At 65.7% G+C, this 19,870-nt stretch carries 14 protein-coding genes; 5 read left to right on the forward strand and 9 right to left on the reverse strand.

Going from position 1 to position 19,870, the window contains the following annotated elements:
- The first annotated feature begins 10 nt into the window (after window positions 1–10).
- The 4 genes from LAN61_08810 (at window position 11) to LAN61_08825 (ending at window position 5,049) form a co-directional block, all read left to right on the forward strand.
- Window positions 11–1,237 carry a dipeptidase gene (locus LAN61_08810; GenBank protein ID MBZ5540603.1) on the forward strand — a complete coding sequence of 409 codons (1,227 nt, stop codon included), beginning with the start codon at window positions 11–13 and terminating at the stop codon, window positions 1,235–1,237.
- A gap of 26 nt (window positions 1,238–1,263) precedes the next feature.
- Window positions 1,264–2,487, forward strand: coding sequence for a dipeptidase (locus tag LAN61_08815; protein MBZ5540604.1), 1,224 nt, complete (start codon window positions 1,264–1,266; stop codon window positions 2,485–2,487).
- Between the two features lie 115 nt (window positions 2,488–2,602).
- Window positions 2,603–3,385, forward strand: a complete 783-nt coding sequence (locus LAN61_08820; GenBank protein ID MBZ5540605.1) for a peptidylprolyl isomerase — start codon at window positions 2,603–2,605, stop codon at window positions 3,383–3,385.
- A gap of 86 nt (window positions 3,386–3,471) precedes the next feature.
- On the forward strand, window positions 3,472–5,049 hold the full coding sequence (locus LAN61_08825; GenBank protein ID MBZ5540606.1) for a glycosyltransferase family 39 protein: 1,578 nt from the start codon (window positions 3,472–3,474) through the stop codon (window positions 5,047–5,049).
- Window positions 5,050–5,119: 70 nt separating this feature from the next.
- On the opposite strand, the gene mdh is transcribed toward LAN61_08825, so the two are convergent.
- The 5 genes from mdh to LAN61_08850 form a co-directional block, all read right to left on the reverse strand.
- Window positions 5,120–6,058, reverse strand: a complete 939-nt coding sequence (mdh, locus tag LAN61_08830; GenBank protein ID MBZ5540607.1) for a malate dehydrogenase — start codon at window positions 6,056–6,058, stop codon at window positions 5,120–5,122.
- A gap of 90 nt (window positions 6,059–6,148) precedes the next feature.
- Window positions 6,149–7,549, reverse strand: coding sequence for an NADP-dependent isocitrate dehydrogenase (locus LAN61_08835; GenBank protein MBZ5540608.1), 1,401 nt, complete (start codon window positions 7,547–7,549; stop codon window positions 6,149–6,151).
- Between the two features lie 197 nt (window positions 7,550–7,746).
- Entirely contained in the window at window positions 7,747–8,907 is a 1,161-nt protein-coding gene (locus LAN61_08840) for a hypothetical protein (protein ID MBZ5540609.1), read from the reverse strand.
- Window positions 8,904–10,181, reverse strand: a complete 1,278-nt coding sequence (locus LAN61_08845) for a replication-associated recombination protein A (GenBank protein MBZ5540610.1) — start codon at window positions 10,179–10,181, stop codon at window positions 8,904–8,906. The genes LAN61_08840 and LAN61_08845 overlap by 4 nt, the downstream gene beginning before the upstream one ends.
- Before the next feature lie 84 nt (window positions 10,182–10,265).
- Window positions 10,266–11,192 (reverse strand): RNA methyltransferase, encoded by a 927-nt coding sequence (locus LAN61_08850; GenBank protein ID MBZ5540611.1) that lies wholly within the window; start codon window positions 11,190–11,192, stop codon window positions 10,266–10,268.
- 202 nt (window positions 11,193–11,394) lie between these two features.
- Between LAN61_08850 and LAN61_08855 the strand changes: the two genes are divergently transcribed.
- Complete coding sequence (locus LAN61_08855) at window positions 11,395–12,030, forward strand: threonylcarbamoyl-AMP synthase (GenBank protein MBZ5540612.1); 636 nt, start codon at window positions 11,395–11,397, stop codon at window positions 12,028–12,030.
- Between the two features lie 77 nt (window positions 12,031–12,107).
- On the opposite strand, the gene LAN61_08860 is transcribed toward LAN61_08855, so the two are convergent.
- The 4 genes from LAN61_08860 to LAN61_08875 form a co-directional block, all read right to left on the reverse strand.
- Window positions 12,108–13,667: an ABC transporter substrate-binding protein gene (locus tag LAN61_08860; GenBank protein MBZ5540613.1), complete on the reverse strand. Its 1,560-nt coding sequence runs from the start codon at window positions 13,665–13,667 to the stop codon at window positions 12,108–12,110.
- 67 nt (window positions 13,668–13,734) lie between these two features.
- Window positions 13,735–14,916, reverse strand: a complete 1,182-nt coding sequence (locus LAN61_08865; GenBank protein ID MBZ5540614.1) for an anhydro-N-acetylmuramic acid kinase — start codon at window positions 14,914–14,916, stop codon at window positions 13,735–13,737.
- On the reverse strand, window positions 14,913–17,585 hold the full coding sequence (mutS, locus tag LAN61_08870) for a DNA mismatch repair protein MutS (GenBank protein ID MBZ5540615.1): 2,673 nt from the start codon (window positions 17,583–17,585) through the stop codon (window positions 14,913–14,915). The genes LAN61_08865 and mutS overlap by 4 nt, the downstream gene beginning before the upstream one ends.
- Before the next feature lie 39 nt (window positions 17,586–17,624).
- Window positions 17,625–19,742, reverse strand: coding sequence for a S9 family peptidase (locus LAN61_08875; protein MBZ5540616.1), 2,118 nt, complete (start codon window positions 19,740–19,742; stop codon window positions 17,625–17,627).
- Between the last annotated feature and the right edge of the window lie 128 nt (window positions 19,743–19,870).

Raw genomic sequence — 19,870 nt, forward strand, 5'->3', positions numbered from 1 at the left:
GGAGGCAGGTATGCGCCGTTTCGCATTGCTTATCGTTTTCGGTGTCTGCCTCGCTGCCGGGTTTCTCTTGGCCGGCGCTGCGTCTGCCGACGACGTCGCTGCCCGTGCCCGCCAGATCCACTTTTCCTCCATTGTCCTCGACACCCACGCCGACACGACCCAGCGCCTCCTCTCCGGCAAATTTGACATCGGCAAACGCGACGCCGAAGGCCACATCGACATCCCCCGCATGCGCGAGGGCGGCCTCAATGCCCAGTTTTTCTCCATCTGGATTTCCGGAAAGATCCTCGGCCCCGCCGCCGTGCAGAAAGCGCTCGATCAGATCGACGCCATCCGCACCATGGTCCGCCAGCACAGCACGGACATGCTCCTGGCTACCACCGCCGGAGACGTCCGCCGCGCCCGCGCACAGGGCAAGATCGCCGTCCTCATGGGGCTGGAGGGCGGCCACATGCTCGGCGACGACCTCGGCGTGCTGCGCATTTACGCCGCCCTGGGCGTTCGCTACATCACCCTGACCCACTTCTACAATGACGAGTGGGCCGACTCTTCTACCGACAAGCCCGCGCACAACGGCCTTACCCCTTTCGGTAAGGACGTCGTCCGCGAGATGAACCGCCAGGGCATCCTCATTGACGTTTCCCACGTCTCCGACAAGACCTTTTACGACGCCCTGGAAGTCAGCAAGGCCCCGCTGATGGCTTCGCACTCCTCCGTCCGTGCCATCTCCAATCATCCGCGCAACATGTCCGACGACATGATCAAAGCCCTCGCCGTCAAGGGCGGCGTCATCCAGATCAACTACGAGCGCAGCTTCCTGAGCCAGGAGTACAACGACGCCTACAAGGCCGTGGCAGGCGACCTCAGCCGCATGGAAGCGCAGTTCCAGAAGGAATGCGGCGACGACGGGGAGTGCCAGATCCGAGCAGAAGCCCGCTTTACCAAGCAGTTGACGGACGAGGGCAAGCTCCCTCACGTGAGCTGGGAAAAGATCGTCGAGCACATCGACCACGTCGTAAAGCTCGTCGGGCCCGACCATGTCGGCCTGGGCTCCGACTTCGACGGCGCGAGCATGCCCGACGGCATGGAAGACGCTTCCAAGCTGCCCAGGATTACCGAGGCGCTCCTGCGCAAGGGCTACTCGGAGGCCGACATCCGCAAAATTCTCGGCGGCAATATGCTCCGCGTGATGGAGCAGGCCGAGCGTGTCAGCAGGGAACTGCAGGCCCAGCCGTAAACGGCCTGAGGGAGAGCCGAGGTGCCATGTCACGACCGCTGTTTACCGCCTGCGTTTGTCTTCTTGCCGGTTTTTCTCTGGCGGGCACAGTGACCGCCGACGACTTCGCTGTCCGGGCCAGGAAGCTGCACTTCTCCTCGCTCATCGTCGACACCCACGACGACACCACCCAGCGCCTGCTCGACCCCTCCTTTGATCTCGGCCAGCGCGATCCCTCCGGCAGCATCGATATTCCGCGCATGCGCGAAGGCGGCCTGGGCGGTATCTTCTTTTCCATCTGGATCCCCAGCAAGGTGACCGGCCCGGAGGCCGTGAAGCGCGCCCTCGACCAGATCGACGCCGTTCGCCGGCAGGTGCGCCGGCACCCCAAGGACCTCGTCCTCGCCACCACCGCCGCCCAAGTTCGCGAAGCGCACCAGCAGGGCAAAATCGCCGCTCTCCTCGGCATCGAAGGCGGCCACATGATCGCCGGCGACCTCGGCGTTCTGCGCACCTTCGCCGCGCTCGGCGCCCGCTACATGACCCTCACCCACAGCGGCAACAACGAGTGGGCCGATTCCTCCACCGACAAGCCCGTCCACAACGGCCTCAGCGATTTCGGCAAGGACGTCGTGCGCGAAATGAACCGCCTCGGCGTTGTCGTGGATATCTCCCACGTTTCCGACAAGACCTTCTATGATGTTCTCGCCACCAGCAAGGCCCCGGTCTTCGCCTCCCACTCCTCCTGCCGCGCCCTGTGCGACCATCCGCGCAACATGACCGACGAGATGATGAAGGCCCTGGCCGCCAATGGCGGCGTCGTGCACATCAACTATCATGTCGGCTTTCTCAGCCAGGAGTTCCGCGACGCCGAGCGCGCTCATCCGGAAATCAACAAGCAGATCGCTGCGGAGCTCGACAAGCGTTGCGGCGAAAACGAAGCCTGCCAGCTCCTCGAAGGTGACCGCCTCACCCGGGAGATGGTCGCGCAGGGCAAGCTCCCGCGCGTCGGCTGGGAGAAGATCATCGAACACATCGATCACGCCGTGAAAGTTGCCGGCGTGGAGCATGTCGGCCTGGGCTCCGATTTTGACGGCGCCAACATGCCCTACGGCATGGAGGATGCCACGCACCTCCCGCAGATCACCGAGGCCCTTCTGCGCAGGGGCTATTCCGAGGCTGACATTCGCAAGATTCTCGGCGAAAATACCCTGCGCGTTCTGGCCGAGGCCGAGCGCGTCAGCCGCGAGCTGAACGCGCCAAAGCCGTAGCCGGGAAGAGGATCGCGTTGACCGCTTCGCGGTCACACTGGAATTGACCGTTTTGCGGTTACACTGAAGGCGAGCTGTTCAACGATTCAACGATCGCATGGCAGAGGATAATCCGATGAAACTGAGAAGCTTGTTGTTCGTGGCGGGGGCGCTCTTCTTGTCGGCGGCGGTGGCCGCGCAGACGCCGGCCGCAGCGCAAAAGCCCGCGGCCCCAAAGACGGCAGCGAAGCCTGGAACGCGCGCGAAGCGCCCCCTGGCCGCGCGCCCGGCCTTCGACCGCACCTTGCTGAGGCCCGCGCTGCTCAAGGCCAAGGCGCCCGACGCGTATGACGTGAAGTTCACCACCACCAAGGGCGACTTCACCCTGCACGTCACCCGTGCCTGGGCTCCCCTCGGCGCCGACCGTTTCTACAACCTCGTCAAGCATCACTTCTATGATGGCGCCAGTTTCTTCCGCGTCCTTGACGATTTCGTCGCGCAGTTCGGCGTCAGCCCCTATCCCCAGGTCAGCGCGGCCTGGAGGAACACAGCCTTCAAGGATGATCCCGTCAAGCAGAGCAACAAGCGCGGCACCATCACCTTTGCCACCGGCGGGCCCAACACCCGCACCACGCAGGTCTTCATCAATCTCGGTGACAACTCTCGTCTCGACCGTAACGGCTTTTCTCCCTTCGGCCAGGTCACCGAGGGCATGCTCACCGTCGTAAAGCTTTACGGCGGTTACGGCGAGGGCGCTCCCGACGGCAACGGCCCCGACCAGGAGAAGGTCGAAAAGCTCGGCAAGCCCTATTTGGACAAAGGCTGGCCCAAGCTAGACAGCATCAAGACGGCGGCCATCGTGACCCCGGACGCAGGGGCCGGTCACGCTGCGGCGCCGGCCACGAAGAAGCCGCAATAGGCGGCTTTCCATTTCCCGATAGACGCTGGCCTCTTCCGTTGGCATCCTCGGAGTTGTGAGAGGGTAATTTGTCTGTAGGCGTTCAGGTGCCGCCTGTTCTGTCTTCTCCCGGCCGCGCGCCAGGACTCCCTCCCGGCCCGCTGCCATCTGCGTTTCCGCTGACGCTCTGGGTTCCCGCGCTGGCCGTCTTTGCCACCCTCCTGCATTTCGCTTTTAACGGCCGCTACGGCTACTTCCGCGATGAGCTTTACTACGCCGCCTGTGGCGAACATCTCGCCTGGGGCTACCTCGACCATGCCCCGCTGGCCCCCGCCGTGGCCTGGTTCAGCCGCCGCCTTCTCGGCAATTCGCTCTTCGCCCTGCGCTTTTTTCCCGCGTTGGCCGCCGCGGCCAAGGTCTACCTCGCCGGCTGGATGGCCCGCGAGATGGGCGGCGGCCGCTTCGCCCAGTTTCTCGCTGCGCTCGCCGTGTTCCTCGCCCCCATCTATCTCACCTTTGACAATTTCCTTTCCATGAACTCTTTCGAGCCGGTTTTCTGGATGGCCTGCGCCGCCCTCTTCCTGCGCATCCGCAATGGCGGCCGGCCGCAGTTGTGGCTCCTCTTCGGCGCTGTCGCCGGCCTCGGCCTGCTCAACAAGCATTCCATGCTCTTCTTCGGCTCCGGGCTGTTCGCGGGCTTCCTGCTCACCTCCGCGCGCCGCGCCTTCGCCGCCAAATGGATTTGGCTCGGCGCCGCGCTCGTGCTCTTGCTCTTCCTTCCCAATCTTCTCTGGGAAATTCACAACGGTTTCCCGACCATTGCGCTTCTCCATGCCGTGATCGGGACGAAGTACACCCTCGTCTCACCCTGGACCTTCGTCGCCGAGCAGGCGCTCCTTACGCACCCGCTCGCCGCGCCCCTCTGGCTTGCCGGCCTGTGGTTTCTCTTCCGCGATTCTGCTGGCCGCAACTACGCGGCCCTCGCCTGGGCCTATCTCGTGGTCCTGGCGGAGATGCTGGTCCTGCACGGCAAGATCTACTATCTCGCTCCGGCCTATCCCATGCTCCTCGCCGCCGGAGCCGTCTGGACGGAATTGCGGGTCCTGCCGCGCACCGGCGCCTGGCTCAAGCCGGCCATCGTCGCCCCGCTGCTCCTCGGCGGCCTCATCGCCGCACCGCTGGCTATGCCCATTCTGCCGGTCACCGCCGCCGTCAAATACTGCCGCTTCTGGGACGTCGATGCGGTACGCGTGGAAAACGTGCCCTTGAGCGACCTGCCGCAGCTTTTCGGGGACATGTTTGGCTGGCCGGAGCAGGTCCAGGCCGTAGCCCGCGTCTACACCGCCCTCCCGCCCGGCGAGCGCGCCAAGGCCGCTCTGCTGGCTTACAACTACGGGGAAGCTGGCGCCATCGATTACTTCGGCCCGCGCTACGGCCTGCCCAAGTCCATCTGCGCCCAGAACCAGTACGGCCTGTGGGGCCCGCGCGCCTACAGCGGCGAGGTCGTCGTCGCCATCGGCTATACCGCGGAACAGTTGCAGCCCTACTTCGGCGATATCCACCTTGCCGCGCGCATCTCACCCCGCTACGCCATCCCCGAAGAGAGCAACCTGCCCATCTACCTCTGCCGCCAGCCCCGGAAACCCCTCGCCGCGATGTGGCCCAGTCTGCGCTGGCTCGGCTGAAAACAGGTCAACCGTCGAACTGTTGATCAGTTCGACGGTTGAAGGGAAAACCGCGCGGATTGTTCGGTGCCTATATTCCCAGGACAGTCACCAGTTCCCGCACCGACGCCGAGGACTTCTGCAGCGCCGCATTTTCCTCCGCCGTCAGCTTGATCTGGATGATCTCTTCCACGCCCTTGGCGCCCAGCTTCACCGGCACGCCCACGAACAGCCCGTTGATCCCGTACTCCCCGGTCAGATACGCCGCACAGGGCAGAATCTTCTTCTTGTCCTTCAGAATCGCTTCGACCATCTCCACCGCCGCGGCCGACGGCGCGTAGTACGCGGAGCCGGTCTTCAGCAGGTTCACGATCTCCGCCCCGCCTTTGCGCGTGCGGTCCACGATCGCGTCAATGCGCTCCTTGGGGAGCAGATCGGGCAGGGGAATGCCCGCCACGGTCGAATAGCGCGGCAGCGGCACCATGTCGTCGCCGTGTCCGCCCAGCACGAACGAATGCACGTTCTCCACGCTCACGTTGCACTCCGTCGCCACAAACGTGCTCATGCGCGCCGAGTCCAGCACCCCGGCCATTCCGATCACCCGCTGCTTCGGGAAGCCGCTCACCTTGAACGCCGCCTGGGCCATGGCGTCCAGCGGGTTGGTTACGATGATGATGATGCACTCCGGCGAATGCCGCACAATCTGCTCCACTACGGCCTTCACCACGTTGTAGTTGGCCTTCAGCAGGTCGTCCCGGCTCATCCCCGGCTTGCGCGGGAAGCCCGCGGTGATCACTACGATATCGCTGCCGGCCGTCCCGCTGTAGTCTCCGGTGTTCGTGGAGAGGCCCGTGGCCCGCGAATCGGTCCGCGTGATGGGCCCGGACTCGCACATGTCCAGCGCCTTCCCGGCCGGCACGCCCTCCAGAATGTCCGTAATCACCACGTCGGCCAGTTCCATGTCCACGATCCGCTGCGCCGTCGTCGAACCCACAAACCCCGAACCCACTACCGTTACTTTCTTCCGCATGAAAGTTCTCCTGTCAGATGGAAAATCGAATTCCGCCTTCCGATTTTTGACTTTCTAATGTTGGACAATGCGGCGCGTCATCGCTCCCATTTACATATTCTCGATGATGGCCGAGGCGAACGCCGACGTTCCCAGCTTGGTCGCCCCGCTCATCAGCCGCTCCAGGTCGTATGTCACACGTTTCTGCCGAATGGTCTTGGCGATTCCGTTTTCGATCAGCTTCGCCGCTTCCTTCCAGCCCAGGAACTCGAACATCATCCCCCCGCTGAGCATCACCGAGCTCGGGTTGATGACGTCCTTGTCCGCGTATTTCGGCGCGGTCCCGTGCGTCGCTTCGAATACCCCGTAGCCGTCACCGATGTTCGCTCCCGGCGCCATCCCCAGCCCGCCCACCTGCGCCGCGCAGGCGTCCGACAAATAGTCCCCGTTCAGGTTCGACGTCGCCAGCACGCTATACTCATCCGCGCGCAGCAGCACCTGCTGGAACACCGAATCCGCGATCCGGTCGTTGATCATCAGTTTTTTCTTCCACTGTCCCTTGCCGTGCGTCGCCCCGATCGCGTCCAGCGTCCTTTTCACTTCGTCGTAGATGGCCTTCTTGAACGTCTCCGTGGCCCGTTCCAGACCCGGCTCCACCATCGCCGCATTCTGCTCCACGGTCAGCTGCGGGTTCTTGTCCAGATTGTCCAGGATCCAGCTCTCGCGCTCCGTCACCGTCTGCGCCCGGAACTCTTCCCGCGCCAGGTCGTAGCCCCAGTCGCGGAACGCCCCCTCGGTGAACTTCTGGATGTTGCCCTTGTGCACCAGCGTCACGCTCTTGCGGTTGTTGGCCAGCGCGTACTTGATCGCCCGCCGCACCAGCCGCTTTGTTCCCGTCGGCGAAATCGGCTTGATGCCCACGCCGGAATCCCAGCGGATCTGCTTCTTGGCGTCCTTCAGCATTTCGTTGTTCAGGAATTCCAGCACTTTCTTCGCTTCCGGCGTCCCGGACTTCCACTCGATCCCGATATACACGTCCTCGGTGTTCTCCCGGAAGATGAACACGTCCATCTTTTCGGGATGCTTCACCGGCGACGGCACCCCCTCGAAATAGCGCACGGGCCGCTCGCAGGAGTACAGGTCCAGGAGCTGCCGCAGCGCCACGTTTAGCGAGCGGATGCCCCCGCCCACCGGTGTCGTCAGCGGGCCCTTCAGGGCGATCCGGAAATCGCGGATCGCTTCCACCGTCTCGTCCGGCAGCCATTGCTGGAACTGGTTGAAGGCCTTCTCCCCGGCGAACACTTCGAACCACGCCACCCGCCGCTTCCCCCCGTAAGCCTTGGCCACCGCCGCGTCGAACACCCGCCGCGACGCTTTCCAGATGTCCCGCCCCGTCCCGTCCCCCTCGATGTAGGGAATGATCGGCGTGTCGGGCACTTGCAGCTGGTCCCCGCTGTATCCGATTGCTTTGCCGTCGGCGGGAACCGCCTGGCCGTTGTAAGACGATTTCATGGATGGCCCCTCTTGGAGATTTAGAAGATGAAGTGCTGCCCGCGCAGCGCCAAACGGACGTTTGTAGCAGCCCCGCGCGAAACAGCTAAGTTACCATATCGGGTGAGGAGAAGAGAAATTCGAAGCGCACGAAACTCGTTCCAAAGAGCATGTCGGCGGGGAAAACGGCGGCAATGCGCGCATCCGGCGCAAACCTCTCACCGCGCGGCCGCCAGCGGATAGATCACCAGGCTGCCCTTGCCCGGCGCCACCACCGCCAGATAGCGCCCGTCCGGCGAGATCTGAAAATCGTGAATCGACAGACCGTGGAAGATTGGCTCCAGCGCCGGCTGCACCACACCTCCATCCGGCTCCTTCTTCTTCACGCTCTCTCCCAGGAGCGGCGGCACAGCAATCCACACCAGTTCGCCCGCTTTCCGCTCTGGCGCGCGCTTCAGCAGGATGCGCTTTTCGTCTGGCGCCCACTGGAACACGCCGAAGCCCACGCGCAGCCGCGCGATGCGGTTGGGCGCCGTGAGGTCGCGGATCTCCAGCACTTCGTGGTCGATGTAGTACGCCACCTTCGTCCCGCTCGGAGAAACCTCCAGGCCCCCGGCGTAACCATCCAGCGTGGCCAGTTCCGTGTCCACTTCCTTCCCCAGATCCAGGCGCTGGATGCGCGGCGGCCCGCTAAGTGCGCGGTCGCGCTCGATGACGATTCCCATGTCCGTCTTCGCAATCCAATCCGCGTCCAGAAAAGTCCGCCCGGCAAACAGCGGCCCGCCGCGCCCGGCCGCCGGGCGCATCGTCTGGATGGAGTAAAGCAGGTGCGGTTTTACCGCCTCCGTGAGATAGACGACCGTAGCCCCGTCGGCGAGCCACGCGGCGTTGTTGGCGTCGGGGATCATGCTCTCCCTGTCGTTGATGCGAATCTCTTTTCCCGCATCATCGAGCAGCAGCGCCTGTTTTAGGTCCCGCGTGTTGCCTTCGGCGTCCACCACAGCCGTCGTGAACAGCTCGGCCACGATGCGCCGCCCATCCGCTGACCACCGGAATCTGTTCACCGTATAGCTGACGGGCGCGCTCCCGCGCATGAATTTTTCGCCCTGCACCACCCGCCGCCGCTTGCCGTCCGCCCCCTCGATCCAGATGTCGTCGCGCTGCAGGTCGTACTGCTTGGTCTTGAACAGCCGCCGCACCGCATAGGCGATCCGCCCGTCCGGCGCGTAGGCGAACGCCGTGATCTCCTCGTCGATCGTCCGAACCGGTGCTTCCTGCGCTCGCGCCCGCGGCAGGGAAGCGGCCCCCGCCGCCAGCAGCACGAGCGCTGCGAGCCGCAGCAGCCACCGCAAACGCCCTTCCCCAAACGGTCCGCTCACGAGCTCGCCTTCCCCCGTGCCCGGATCTTGCGGATCTCTTCCAGCCGCGCCCGCAGCCGCTGCTCGAAGCCTTGATCGGTAGGTTTGTAATAGCTCTTGCCCCGCAGATTGTCTGGCAAACAGGTCATGTCCGTGACCTTCTCCTCGAAATTGTGCGCGTACTTGTAGCCCTCGCCGTAACCCAGGTTCTTCATCAGCCCCGTCGGGGCATTGCGCAGCTGCAGCGGCACGGGGTCGGCTTCCGTCTGGCGCACATCCTCCATCACCGCTCCGTAGCCCGTGTACAGCGCGTTGGACTTCGGCGCCAGCGAGAGATACACCGCCGCCTGCGCCAGGGCCAGATGGCCCTCCGGCGCCCCGAGAAAATCGAACGCTTCCTTCGCCGCCAGCGTCACCGCCAGCGCCCCCGGCTCCGCCAGCCCGATATCCTCGCTGGCCATGCGCACCATGCGCCGCGCCAGGAACAGGGCATCCTCCCCGGATTCGATCATGCGCGCCAGCCAGTACAGCGCCGCGTCCGGGTCCGAGTTGCGCACGGACTTATGCAGCGCCGAGATCAGGTTGTAGTGTTCCTCGCCGGTCTTGTCGTAACGCAGCAGCTTGCGCTGCAGCACGTCCTCCAGCAGCTCCTTCGTCAGCACCCGCCGCCCCGCGGCGTCCGCTCGAGCGCTGCGCACCGCCAGCTCCAGCGTGTTGTAGCCGGCGCGCGCATCCCCGTTGGCGAACGACGCCATGCGGAAGAGCACCTCGTCGCTGGCCTGCACATTTTCCTTGCCCAGCCCGCGCTCCGTGTCCGCCAGCGCCCGCCGCAGCAGCTCCGCGATCTGCGGCGTCGTCAGCGGCTCCAGCACGTACACCTTGGTCCGCGAAAGCAGCGGCGCGATCACCTCGAACGACGGGTTCTCCGTCGTCGCCCCGATAAACAGAATGTGCCCCGCTTCCACGTGCGGCAGAAACGCGTCCTGCTGCGCCTTGTTGAAGCGGTGCACCTCGTCCACGAAGACGATCGTGCGGTGTCCGGAGCGCGCCTGGCGCTCCGCCGCGGCCATCACTTCCTTGATCTCCTTGATCCCCGCCAGCACCGCGCTGAACGAAATAAACTCCGCCCGCGTCAGCCGCGCGATCAGCCGCGCCAGCGTCGTCTTCCCGCACCCCGGCGGCCCCCACAGAATCATCGATCCCAGGTCGTCGTTCTCGATCTGCACGCGCAGCGCCTTGCCCGGCCCCAGCAGCTTCTCCTGGCCCAGGAATTCGTCCAGCGTGCGCGGGCGCATGCGCTCCGCCAGCGGCTGCAACGCCGCGGGTGTCTGCGCTCCGCCATCATCCGGCAATTTCGAAAACAGGCTCACTGGGTCGTCTCACTCCCGGGGAAGAAGTTTCCTCTGCCGCGCGGCTTCGTAGAACAGCACTGCCGCCGCCGCCGCTGCATTCAGCGATTCCACGGCGCTGGCTATTGGGATGCCCACCCGCGCATCGGCGCTGCGTTCCACCTCTTCCGGCAGCCCCGCGCCTTCGTTGCCCACCAGCAGCGCCACCGGCTCGCGCCAGTCCACTTCCCAGGGCCGCAGCAGCTTGCTGCCCTCGCCTTCGCGCTCCTCGCGCACGCTCGACGCCAGGGTGTGCACTCCTGCCAGCCGCAATTGTGTCAGCAGGATCGCCAGCGACATCCCTGCGAGCAGCGGCAAGTGCAGCGCCGCTCCCGCCGAAGCCCGCAGCGCCTTCGGCGAATACGGATTCGCCGTCCCGCTCTGTCCCGATGCGCAGGTGACCGCGCCCGTCGCTCCGAACGCCGCCGCCGTGCGCAAGATCGTTCCCACGTTGCCCGGGTCCTGCACGCCCACCAGCACCGCCAGCAGCGGCGCGCCCGCGGCCCCTTCAGCTGAGGGACGCAGCAGATCCTCCAGCGTGGCCGCGCGCGGCTCTACCAGAGCCGCCACGCCTTGCGGATGCTCGGTGTCGGCGATGCCTTCGAAAAGTCGGTCTGTCGTGCGCAGCACCGGGAAAGCCATCTCCGGCCGGTCCACGTACGGCGCCAGGCGCGGGCGGTGGCGCTCCCCCGATTCGCTGAACAGCACCGCCTCGATCCGGCAGCCCGAACGCAGCGCCTCCTCCACCAGCCGCGCGCCTTCCACCCCGGCGCAGCCCGACGCCGTGGGCACGCCCCCGCGCAGCGCCAGCCGGAACTCCTTGAGCCAGCGATTGTCCCGGCTGGTCAGCAGGGCCTCTTCGCCGCGCGTACGTCCGCGTGGCCGCGCGGGATTGGGTGGTGGGTTCGGCGGCGCCATGCAGCGAGCGTAGCAAAGCCCGCTCCGCACGGCAAAGCCTAGTAGCACTGCCTTCCGCCTGCGATCTTCGGCTACCTTGGCCGCCTAATCCCAGCTGCCCGTTGCGTCCACGCCAGAGCCTGTGATAGCGTCGCGCGCGGGATACGGCCAGCGCCAACTGCGCTGCAGGAATGCACATACGTCAGCCCCAAAGGCCAAACAGTTGCCTGCCGAACTCTTGCGCATAAATGCGCAGTCTCCTGAAGTGGAGCTCCTGCGCTATGCCGCGGATTTCCTCACCCGCGGCTGTGTCGTCGGCATTCCCACGGACACCCTCTACGGCCTCGCCGCCGATCCCTTCAACCTGGCCGCCGTCGACGAAATCTACCGTGTGAAAGGCCGCCCGGAAACCCGCGCCCTCCCCATCCTCATTAATTCCGTCGAGCAAGCTATGATCCTCGCCCGTGCAACCCCGCCCAGCTTCGTCCGCCTCGCCGAGGAGTTCTGGCCCGGCGCCCTCACCCTTATCGTGGACGCCTCGCACCGTCTCCCCCTCAAAGTCACTGCCAACACCGGGCGCATTGCCCTGCGCTGGCCGCGCAGCGAAGTCGTCGTCCGCCTCATCGAGGAGTTCGACGGCCCCATCACCGGCACCAGCGCCAACATCTCCGGCTTTCCCCCGTGCTCCAGCGCCGCCCAGGTCATGAAGCAGCTCGGCGAGCGCCTGCCCCTCATCCTCGACGCCGGCGATACCGGCGCGGCTCTCCCCTCCACCATCGTCGAGCTTCGCGGTGACACCTGGAAAATCCTGCGCGAAGGCGCCATCCCCGTCGCCGACATCCAGCGCGCCCTCAGCTAGTCTGCGATTCCGGAAGTTTCTTACATTGATCTTTACCGCCGGCCAATTTCGAATTTCGTGTTTCGAATTTCATTTTTCTACCGCCCCACCGGGCGCAGCGTTGCCAGAAAATCGTAATCGCCCGTCGGCGACAGCTCGATCTTCCCCAGCTCCCGCCGGTGCACGCTCACCACGTCCGTGAACCACAGCGGCAGATACGGCAGATCCTCCGCCAGGATCTTCTGGGCCTCCGCGCACAGGGCCTTCCGCTTCTCCCGGTTCATCTCCACGCGGATCCGCTCTGCCAGCGCGTCGAACTGCGCATTGCGGTAATGCCCGCGGTTGGCCCCCTCCGGCGGAAATCGCTTCGAGGAAAACACAAATTCCAACACATCCGGGTCGTTGTTCGCTCCCACCCAGCGCAGCAGCGTGATCTGAAAATTCCCCCGCGTCGCGTCCGAAAGCAGCGTCGCAAACTCCAGCGGCCGCAGCTCCAGCTCAATTCCCGCGCGCCGCCATTGCTCCTGCAGCGCCGCGCCGATCAGCCGCGCCTGCTCGTCCGTGGACGTCTTCAGCGTCAGGTGCAGCCGCACGCCATTCGCCTGGCGCGGGAAACCTGCGCCATCCAGCAGCCTCTCCGCGCGCGCCACATCCGTCGGATACGTCGCCACGTCTCCCGTGTACGCCCAGTGATTCGGCGGCAGAATTCCCGTGGCGATGCGCGCCTGCCCGTGCAGCAAATAGCGGATCAGCGCTTCGCGATCCGTGGCCAGCGCCAGCGCCTGCCGCACCTCGCGGCGCGCCAGCACCCCGTCCTCCAGGTTGAATCCCAGGTAGGTGAAGTTCGTTCCCGGCCGCTCCGTCACCTCCAGGTGCGCCTGCCGCGCCAGCACCGGTATGCTGTCCGGCGAGAGCGAGCTGATCTCGATATCTGCCGTACCCTTGCGCAACTCCAACGCGCGCACCACCGCATCCGGCACCACCCGGAAGCGCACCCGCGCAATCGCCGGCGCCCCGCGGAAATAGCCAGGGTTCCGCTGCAGCACCACCTCGTCGTCCTGCGCCTGGCTCACGAACTGGAACGGCCCCGATCCCACCGGATGCCGCGCAAAATCCGCTCCCGCGCCCGCCGGTACAATCCCCACCGCGGGCCGCGACACGTTCCACAAAAACGAGGCGTACGGCTCCTTCAAGTGAAACACCACGGTCGCCGCGTCCCGCGCCTCCACCGATTCCACCATGCGGAACGCCCCGCGCTTCGGCGACCGGTTTGCCGCATCCAGCAGAAAGTCGAACGTGGCCTTCACGTCCGCTGCCGTCACCCGCTGCCCGTCGTGAAACTCCGCGTCGCGCCGCAGATGAAACACGTACGTCAGTGCATCCGGAGTCTCCCAGTTCGCCGCCAGGTCGCCGCGCAGATTCATCTGCCCGTCCCGCTCCACCAGGCTCGAAAACAGCAGCCCGTCGATCCGTTGCGATTGCGCATCCGTTGCGAACCGCGGATCCAGGTTCGCCGGGTTGGCCTCAATCAGAAACGTCAGCGAAGTCGGGTCGAACGCAGCCGGCCGCGCGCAGCCTATCAGCAGTAGGGAAGTAAGGACGCAAGAAAGGAGGGATGTCAGGAATGGCCGAAAGCTGTCAATTTGCTGTCCAAACAAAAAAACCGCGTCATTCCGAGCGCAGCGAGGAATTTCTCTTCGATGTGCGCCGCGGGCCAGTCCCATCTCATCGCCCGGGCGCATAGCAGACTTTCCCGAGAATCGCCGGCCCCCGCGCACCAGTCGCCGACGGCAGGTTCCCCGGACGCCGGTGCCAGGTCTCATAGGCCAGCAGCGCAAACGCGTACGCCTCCTTCGCGTCCACCGGAATTCCCAGGCGCGAGGAAGGGAACACCGCGATCCCCGGCAGCGCCGCCGCAATCTGCCCCAGCACCAGCGGATTGCACGCGCCGCCGCCCGAAACGATCAACTCGTCAATCTTCGTCTTCGGCAGAACAAACCGGTGCAGGGCATCCCCCACCGACAGCGCCGTGAAGATCGTCGCCGCGCGCACCAGGTCCGCGGGTCTCGCGCCATGCCTGCGCCCCGCCGCCAGCACCTTCTCCACGTACGCCCGCCCGTAGTACTCCCGCCCGGTGCTCTTCGGTGGCGCCAGCCGCAGATACGGGTCGCGCAGCAGCTCATCCACCAGCGCCGGAATGCTTCGCCCGCTCCTCGCCATGCGCGCATCCTTGTCGTAACGCTGCCGCCCCCGCGTGAAGCGCTGCACCAGGGCGTCAATCAACATGTTGCCCGGCCCGGTGTCGAACGCCAGCACCTGCTCCGCCCGCGCCGCGCGTGGCAGCACCGTCACATTGCCGATCCCGCCCAGATTCAGCGACACTCGTCCGCGCTTCGCATCCCGGTACAGCAGAAAGTCCGCGTAGGGCACTAGTGGCGCCCCCTGCCCGCCCAGCGCCATGTCCGCCGGACGAAAATCCCCCACCGTCGTAATCCCCGTCCGCGCCGCAATCACCGACGCATCGCCGATCTGCAGCGTGGAAGCCGTCGCCCGCCCGAAACACGCCGTGCGCCGCCCCTGGTGATACACCGTCTGCCCGTGGCTGCCGATCAGCGCCACCCGCGAGGCCGCCACCCGAAATCTCCGGCAAGCCGTCCGCGCCGCTTCCGCAAAGCATTCCCCCAGCCGGAAATGCAACTGGCTGAGTTCGCCCGCCGTCACCCGCCCGCCTTCCGCCACGCGCAAAATCTCTCCGCGCAGCGCCACCGGAAATCCCACGTTCGTGTGCCGCAGCAGTTTCGCCTTTAGCCGCGGCGGAGTCCCGGCGATCCGCGCCAGGGCCACGTCCACGCCGTCCGCCGAAGTGCCGGACATGATCCCCAGTACCAGCATGGGCCGCTCGCTCATAAGATCTGCTTCTTCAGCTCCGCCAGAAGATTCAGCGCTTCGAGCGGCTTCAGCTGATCGAGGTCCGCCGTGCGCAGGGCCTCCAGCACCGCGCGGTCCAGCGCCGTGAACAGCACCTCCTGGTGCCCGTTGGCCCCTGCCGCCTCCGCCCCGCCCGGCGACAGCGTCTCCGTAAGCTGGTGCTCGCTCTGCTCGTGCTTCGTCAGCACCTCGCGCGCCCGTTCGATCACGCTGCGCGGCAATCCCGCCAGACGCGCCACTTCGATCCCGTAACTCTTGTCCGCGCTCCCCGGTTCCACGCGCCGCAGGAAAATAATCTCGTTCGGCGTCTCCTTCACCGACACGTGCACGTTCTGCACGCCCGGCAAGAGCTCGGCCAGCTCCGTCAGCTCGTGGTAGTGCGTGGCAAAGAGCGTCCGCGCCTTGGTCTTCTTGTGCAGGTGCTCCACCACTGCCCAGGCGATCGACAGCCCGTCGAACGTCGCCGTCCCGCGGCCCACTTCGTCCAGCAGCACCAGGCTCGCCGGCGTGGCATCGTTCAGAATCGCCGCCACCTCGCTCATCTCCACCAGAAACGTGGAGCGCCCGCGCGCCAAATTATCCGACGCCCCGATGCGCGTAAAAATGCGGTCCGTCAGCGGCAGCTTGGCCTCCCGCGCGGGGACAAACGAGCCCATCTGCGCCATCAGCACGATCAGCGCCGCCTGCCGCAGATACGTGGACTTCCCGCCCATATTCGGCCCGGTGATCAGCAGGATCTGCTGCTGCCCCGGCTCGAAGCACAGATCGTTAGGCACAAACCGTTCGCCGCGCTGCCGCAGCAGCTCCTCGATCACCGGATGCCGCCCGCCCGCGATCAGCAGCTCGCCCCGCTCGTTGAACTCCGGCCGCGTGTACCCCCGCTCCGCCGCCAGCTTCGCGAACGCCGCCAGCACGTCCAGCTCCGCCACCGCCAGCGCCGTGCGCCGCAGCCGCCCCGCCTCCGCCGCCACCGCCGCGCGCACTTCGCCAAACAGCTGCCGCTCGATCTCCAAAATCCGCTCGTCCGCCGCCAGAATCTTCCGTTCGTACTCCTTCAGCTCCGGCGAAGTAAACCGCTCCGCGTTCACCAGCGTCTGCTTGCGCTCGAAATCCGCCGGCGCCAGATGCAGGTTCGGCTTGGAGATCTCGATGTAATACCCGAACACCTGGTTGAAGCGGATCTTCAGCGAGCCGATTCCCGTGCGCTTCCTCTCGCGCTCTTCCATCGCCGCGATGATCTGCTTGCTGTGCTGGCTGAGGCTGCGGAATTCGTCCAGCTCCGCGTGGTAGCCCGCGCGGATAATCCCCGGATCGGCCGCCTGCGCCGGAGGCTCGTCGGCAATCGCCCGTTCCAGCCGCTCGCGCACGTCCGCCAGATCATCGATCTCCCGCTGCAGATCTCCCAGGCGCCCCGTCCCGCCCGTCACGTGCGGCTCCAGGAATTTCCGCAGCATCGGCAGATGCGTCAGCGACTTGCGCAGCGCCACCAGCTCCCGCGGCGACGCGAGGCCCATGGAGATGCGGCTGGTCAGCCGTTCCAGGTCCAGGATCCCCTGCAATTCGCGGCGTACCTCGTCGCGCACCACCGTCTGCTGCTTCAGCCGCGCCACCGCGTTCAGCCGTGGTTCGATCTCCTCGCGCCCTAGCCGCGGCCGCAGGATCCACGCGCGCAGCAGCCGCGCCCCCATCCCCGTCACCGTTTCGTCCAGCGCCGCCAGCAGCGTTGCCGGCCCGCCGCGCGCCCCATCCTCCGAAAAAATCGGCGTCACCAGCTCCAGATTGCGCACCGATACCGGATCCAGCACCAGCGCGTCCTGCTGCTCGTAGTAGCGCACCCGGTCGAGGTGCCCCAGCGTCTCCCGCCCCGCGCCGTCCTCCCCGTGCGCCGCGTTTTCCCGCAGGTAATGCACGATTGCCCCGGCCGCCGCGGCCGCCTGTCCGTGCGGGTCCAGCCCGAACCCGGTCAGTTCCGCGACCCCGAACTGTTCCCGCAAAAGCCGCTCCGCGTAGTCGCGCTGAAAGATCCAGTCATCCAGCCGCGTCTCCACCCCGCCCGTGCCTTCCAGGAACGACGTCCGCGTTGTGTCGAAAAGTCCGCTCGGGCGCGCCAGCAGCGTCTCCCGCGGCCGCAAAATCATCAGCTCCTCGCGCGCCGCCTCTTCCGCGCGCTCCCCGGCAAATTCCGTGGCCTGAAACTCCCCCGTGGAAATATCCACGTAGGCTACGCCCACCGGCGACCCCGAGGCATGCCGCGCCACGGCCGCGAGAAAGCTGTTCTCCCGCGCGTCCAGAATCGCCGCGTCCGTCGCCGTTCCCGGCGTAATCACCCGCACCACTTCCCGCCGCACCAGTTTCTTGCCCGGCCCGGGTTGCTCCATCTGCTCGCAGATGGCCACTTTGTACCCCGCGCGGATCAGCCGCGCGATGTAGTTGTCCGCGGCGTGATAGGGCACCCCGCACATCGGCACGGCCTGGCCGCTCTCCCGGTTGCGCGACGTCAGCGTGATCTGCAGTTCCCGCGCCGCGGAAATGGCGTCCTCGAAGAACAACTCATAGAAATCCCCCAGCCGGAACAGCAGCAGGGCGTGGGGATACCGCGCCTTGATCGCGTGATACTGCCGCATCAGGGGTGTCGTCGCTTCGCTCATCGCTTCGCCATCGCTCGTGTCATCGCATGTCCCGGTCGGTCACCCGCGAATCCCCAGCTGCGTCAGTAGAAACGCATAGTCGAACGCAATCTCCCGCAGATAGTCGTACCGCCCGGACGCCCCCCCGTGCCCCGCTTTCATGTTCGTCTTCAGCAGCAACGGGTTCGTGTCCGTCTTGAGCGTGCGCAGCTTGGCCACGTACTTCGCCGGCTCCCAGTACATCACCTGGCTGTCCTGCAGCGACGTTTTCACCAGCATTGTCGGATACGCCTTGCGCTCCAGGTTCGTGTACGGGCAGTAGCTTTTCATGTACTCGTATTCTTCCGGAATGTGGGGGTTGCCCCACTCCTCGTATTCCCCTATGGTCAGCGGCAGGGAAGCGTCCAGCATCGTGTTCAGCACGTCCACGAACGGCACGTGGCTGATCACGATGCGAAAGAGCTCCGGCCGCAGGTTCGTTACCGCGCCCATCAGCAGCCCGCCCGCGCTGCCCCCTTCGATGACCAGCCGCTTCGCCGCCGTGTACCGCCGCGCAATCAAATCCTCCGCCGCGGCGATGAAGTCCGTGAACGTGTTCCGCTTCTTCCTCATCCGCCCGCCGTCGTGCCACGGCTTGCCCAGTTCGCCGCCGCCCCGCACGTGCGCCACCGCATAGATCATCCCGCGGTTCAGCAGGCTCAACCGGTTCGAGCTGAACGTCACCGGCACGGAAATTTCGTACGAGCCGTAGCCATACAGCAGCAATGGCGCCGAGCCGTCCCGCGGCGTGTCCCGCCGGTAGACCAGCGATACCGGGATCTTCGTTCCGTCCGCCGCCATAGCATGCATGCGCTCGCTGGCATAGCGCGCACTGTCGTAGCCCCCCAGCACCGGCTGCCGCTTCCGCAGCACCCGCTCGCCCGTTCCCACGTGGTAGTCGTAGACCGACCGCGGGGTCACGAACGATTCGTACTGAAACCTCACGAACTCCGCCGCAAACTCCGGATTCGCTCCCGGTGCCGCGTTGTACGCCGGCTCGTCGAACGCAATCCGCTTCGAAGCCCCCAGCAAATCCCCCGCGCCGCCCTGCAAGTCCGCCACGCGCAGGTACGGCAGTCCGTCCTCGCGCTCGAACAGCAGCAGGTGCGTCGCGAACGCATCCACCCCCGCCAGCATCACCTCGCCACGGTGCGCCAGCACCTCCCGCCAGTTCTCCCGCCGCGGATCCGCCACCGGCGCCGTTGCCAGCCGGAAATTCCGGCCCCCGGAATTCGTCCGGATGTAAAAGAAATTTTCGCGGTGCTCCACGTAGTATTCGTGCTCTTCCTCGCGTTCCGCGATCCGCCGGAACGCCCCGCCTGGCTGATCGGCAGCCAGATACCGCACCTCGCTCGCCGTGTGGCTCTGCGTCGTCAGCAGCAGAAACGCCCGGCTGCGCGTCCGCTCGATCCCCACGCGGAAGCGCTCGTCCTTTTCCTCGAAAATCAGTTCATCCCCGCCGCGCGCCCCCAGCGTGTGCCGGTACAACCGGTAGGAGCGCTTCGTCTCCTCATCTTCCATCGTGTAGTACAACGTCCGATTGTCCGCCGCCCACGCCGCAGAAGTCACCCGCTCCATCCGCTCGCTCAGCAGCGTGCCTCTCACTAGATCCTTCACCTGCAGCGTGTACTGCCGAAACCCCGTCGTATCCGTGGTATAAGCCAGCCAGCGGTTGTCGTCGCTCACCTCTAGCGTTCCCAGCGCCATGAAGGTATGTCCCCGCGCCAGATCATTCAGGTCCAGCAGAATCTCTTCTGCGCTGCCTTCCGCGTCCCGCCGCCGGCAATAGATCGGGTACTGCTTGCCCTCCTCCGTGCGCGTGAAGTACAGATACCCCCGCAGCCGGTAGGGCACCGACAGGTCCGTCTGCTGGATCCGCCCCAGCATCTCCTGGTACAGCGTTTCCTGAAACGCCTCTGTCCCCTTCATCACCGCGTCGGTGTAGGAGTTCTCCGCTTCCAGGTAGGCGATCACCTCCGGATTCTTTTTCTCGCGCAGCCACGCGTAGTCGTCCGTCCGCCTCTCGCCGTGGATCACGTGCTCCACCGGGTGGCGCTTGGCCACCGGCGGCTGCGGCGCCCCCGCGCCGGCCGCGTGTTGTACCGCTTCGGGTCTCGTAGGATTCGTCTGGCTGCTCATTGGCCTCATTTGGGGTAAGGATCGGCTGGCTGCGCGCGGCAGGGAACTCCCCCTCCGCACCAGCAAAAGCGTCGCGCACCCGTTATACTAGCGCCCGTTATACTAACGAAAGTCCGCGGCGGTAGCCA

The sequence above is a fragment of the Terriglobia bacterium genome, assembly GCA_020072785.1.
GTDB lineage: Bacteria > Acidobacteriota > Terriglobia > Acidiferrales > UBA7541 > Acidiferrum.

What these genes read in the sequence shown, in the direction of transcription:
- LAN61_08810 (MBZ5540603.1), top strand. Translation starts at nt 11, where the DNA reads ATGCGCCGTTTCGCATTGCTTATCGTTTTCGGTGTCTGCCTCGCTGCC.
- LAN61_08815 (MBZ5540604.1), top strand. Translation starts at nt 1,264, where the DNA reads ATGTCACGACCGCTGTTTACCGCCTGCGTTTGTCTTCTTGCCGGTTTT.
- LAN61_08820 (MBZ5540605.1), top strand. Translation starts at nt 2,603, where the DNA reads ATGAAACTGAGAAGCTTGTTGTTCGTGGCGGGGGCGCTCTTCTTGTCG.
- mdh (MBZ5540607.1), bottom strand. Translation starts at nt 6,058, where the DNA reads ATGCGGAAGAAAGTAACGGTAGTGGGTTCGGGGTTTGTGGGTTCGACG.
- LAN61_08835 (MBZ5540608.1), bottom strand. Translation starts at nt 7,549, where the DNA reads ATGAAATCGTCTTACAACGGCCAGGCGGTTCCCGCCGACGGCAAAGCA.
- LAN61_08845 (MBZ5540610.1), bottom strand. Translation starts at nt 10,181, where the DNA reads ATGCGCCCGCGCACGCTGGACGAATTCCTGGGCCAGGAGAAGCTGCTG.
- LAN61_08850 (MBZ5540611.1), bottom strand. Translation starts at nt 11,192, where the DNA reads ATGGCGCCGCCGAACCCACCACCCAATCCCGCGCGGCCACGCGGACGT.
- LAN61_08865 (MBZ5540614.1), bottom strand. Translation starts at nt 14,916, where the DNA reads ATGAGCGAGCGGCCCATGCTGGTACTGGGGATCATGTCCGGCACTTCG.
- mutS (MBZ5540615.1), bottom strand. Translation starts at nt 17,585, where the DNA reads ATGAGCGAAGCGACGACACCCCTGATGCGGCAGTATCACGCGATCAAG.
- LAN61_08875 (MBZ5540616.1), bottom strand. Translation starts at nt 19,742, where the DNA reads ATGAGCAGCCAGACGAATCCTACGAGACCCGAAGCGGTACAACACGCG.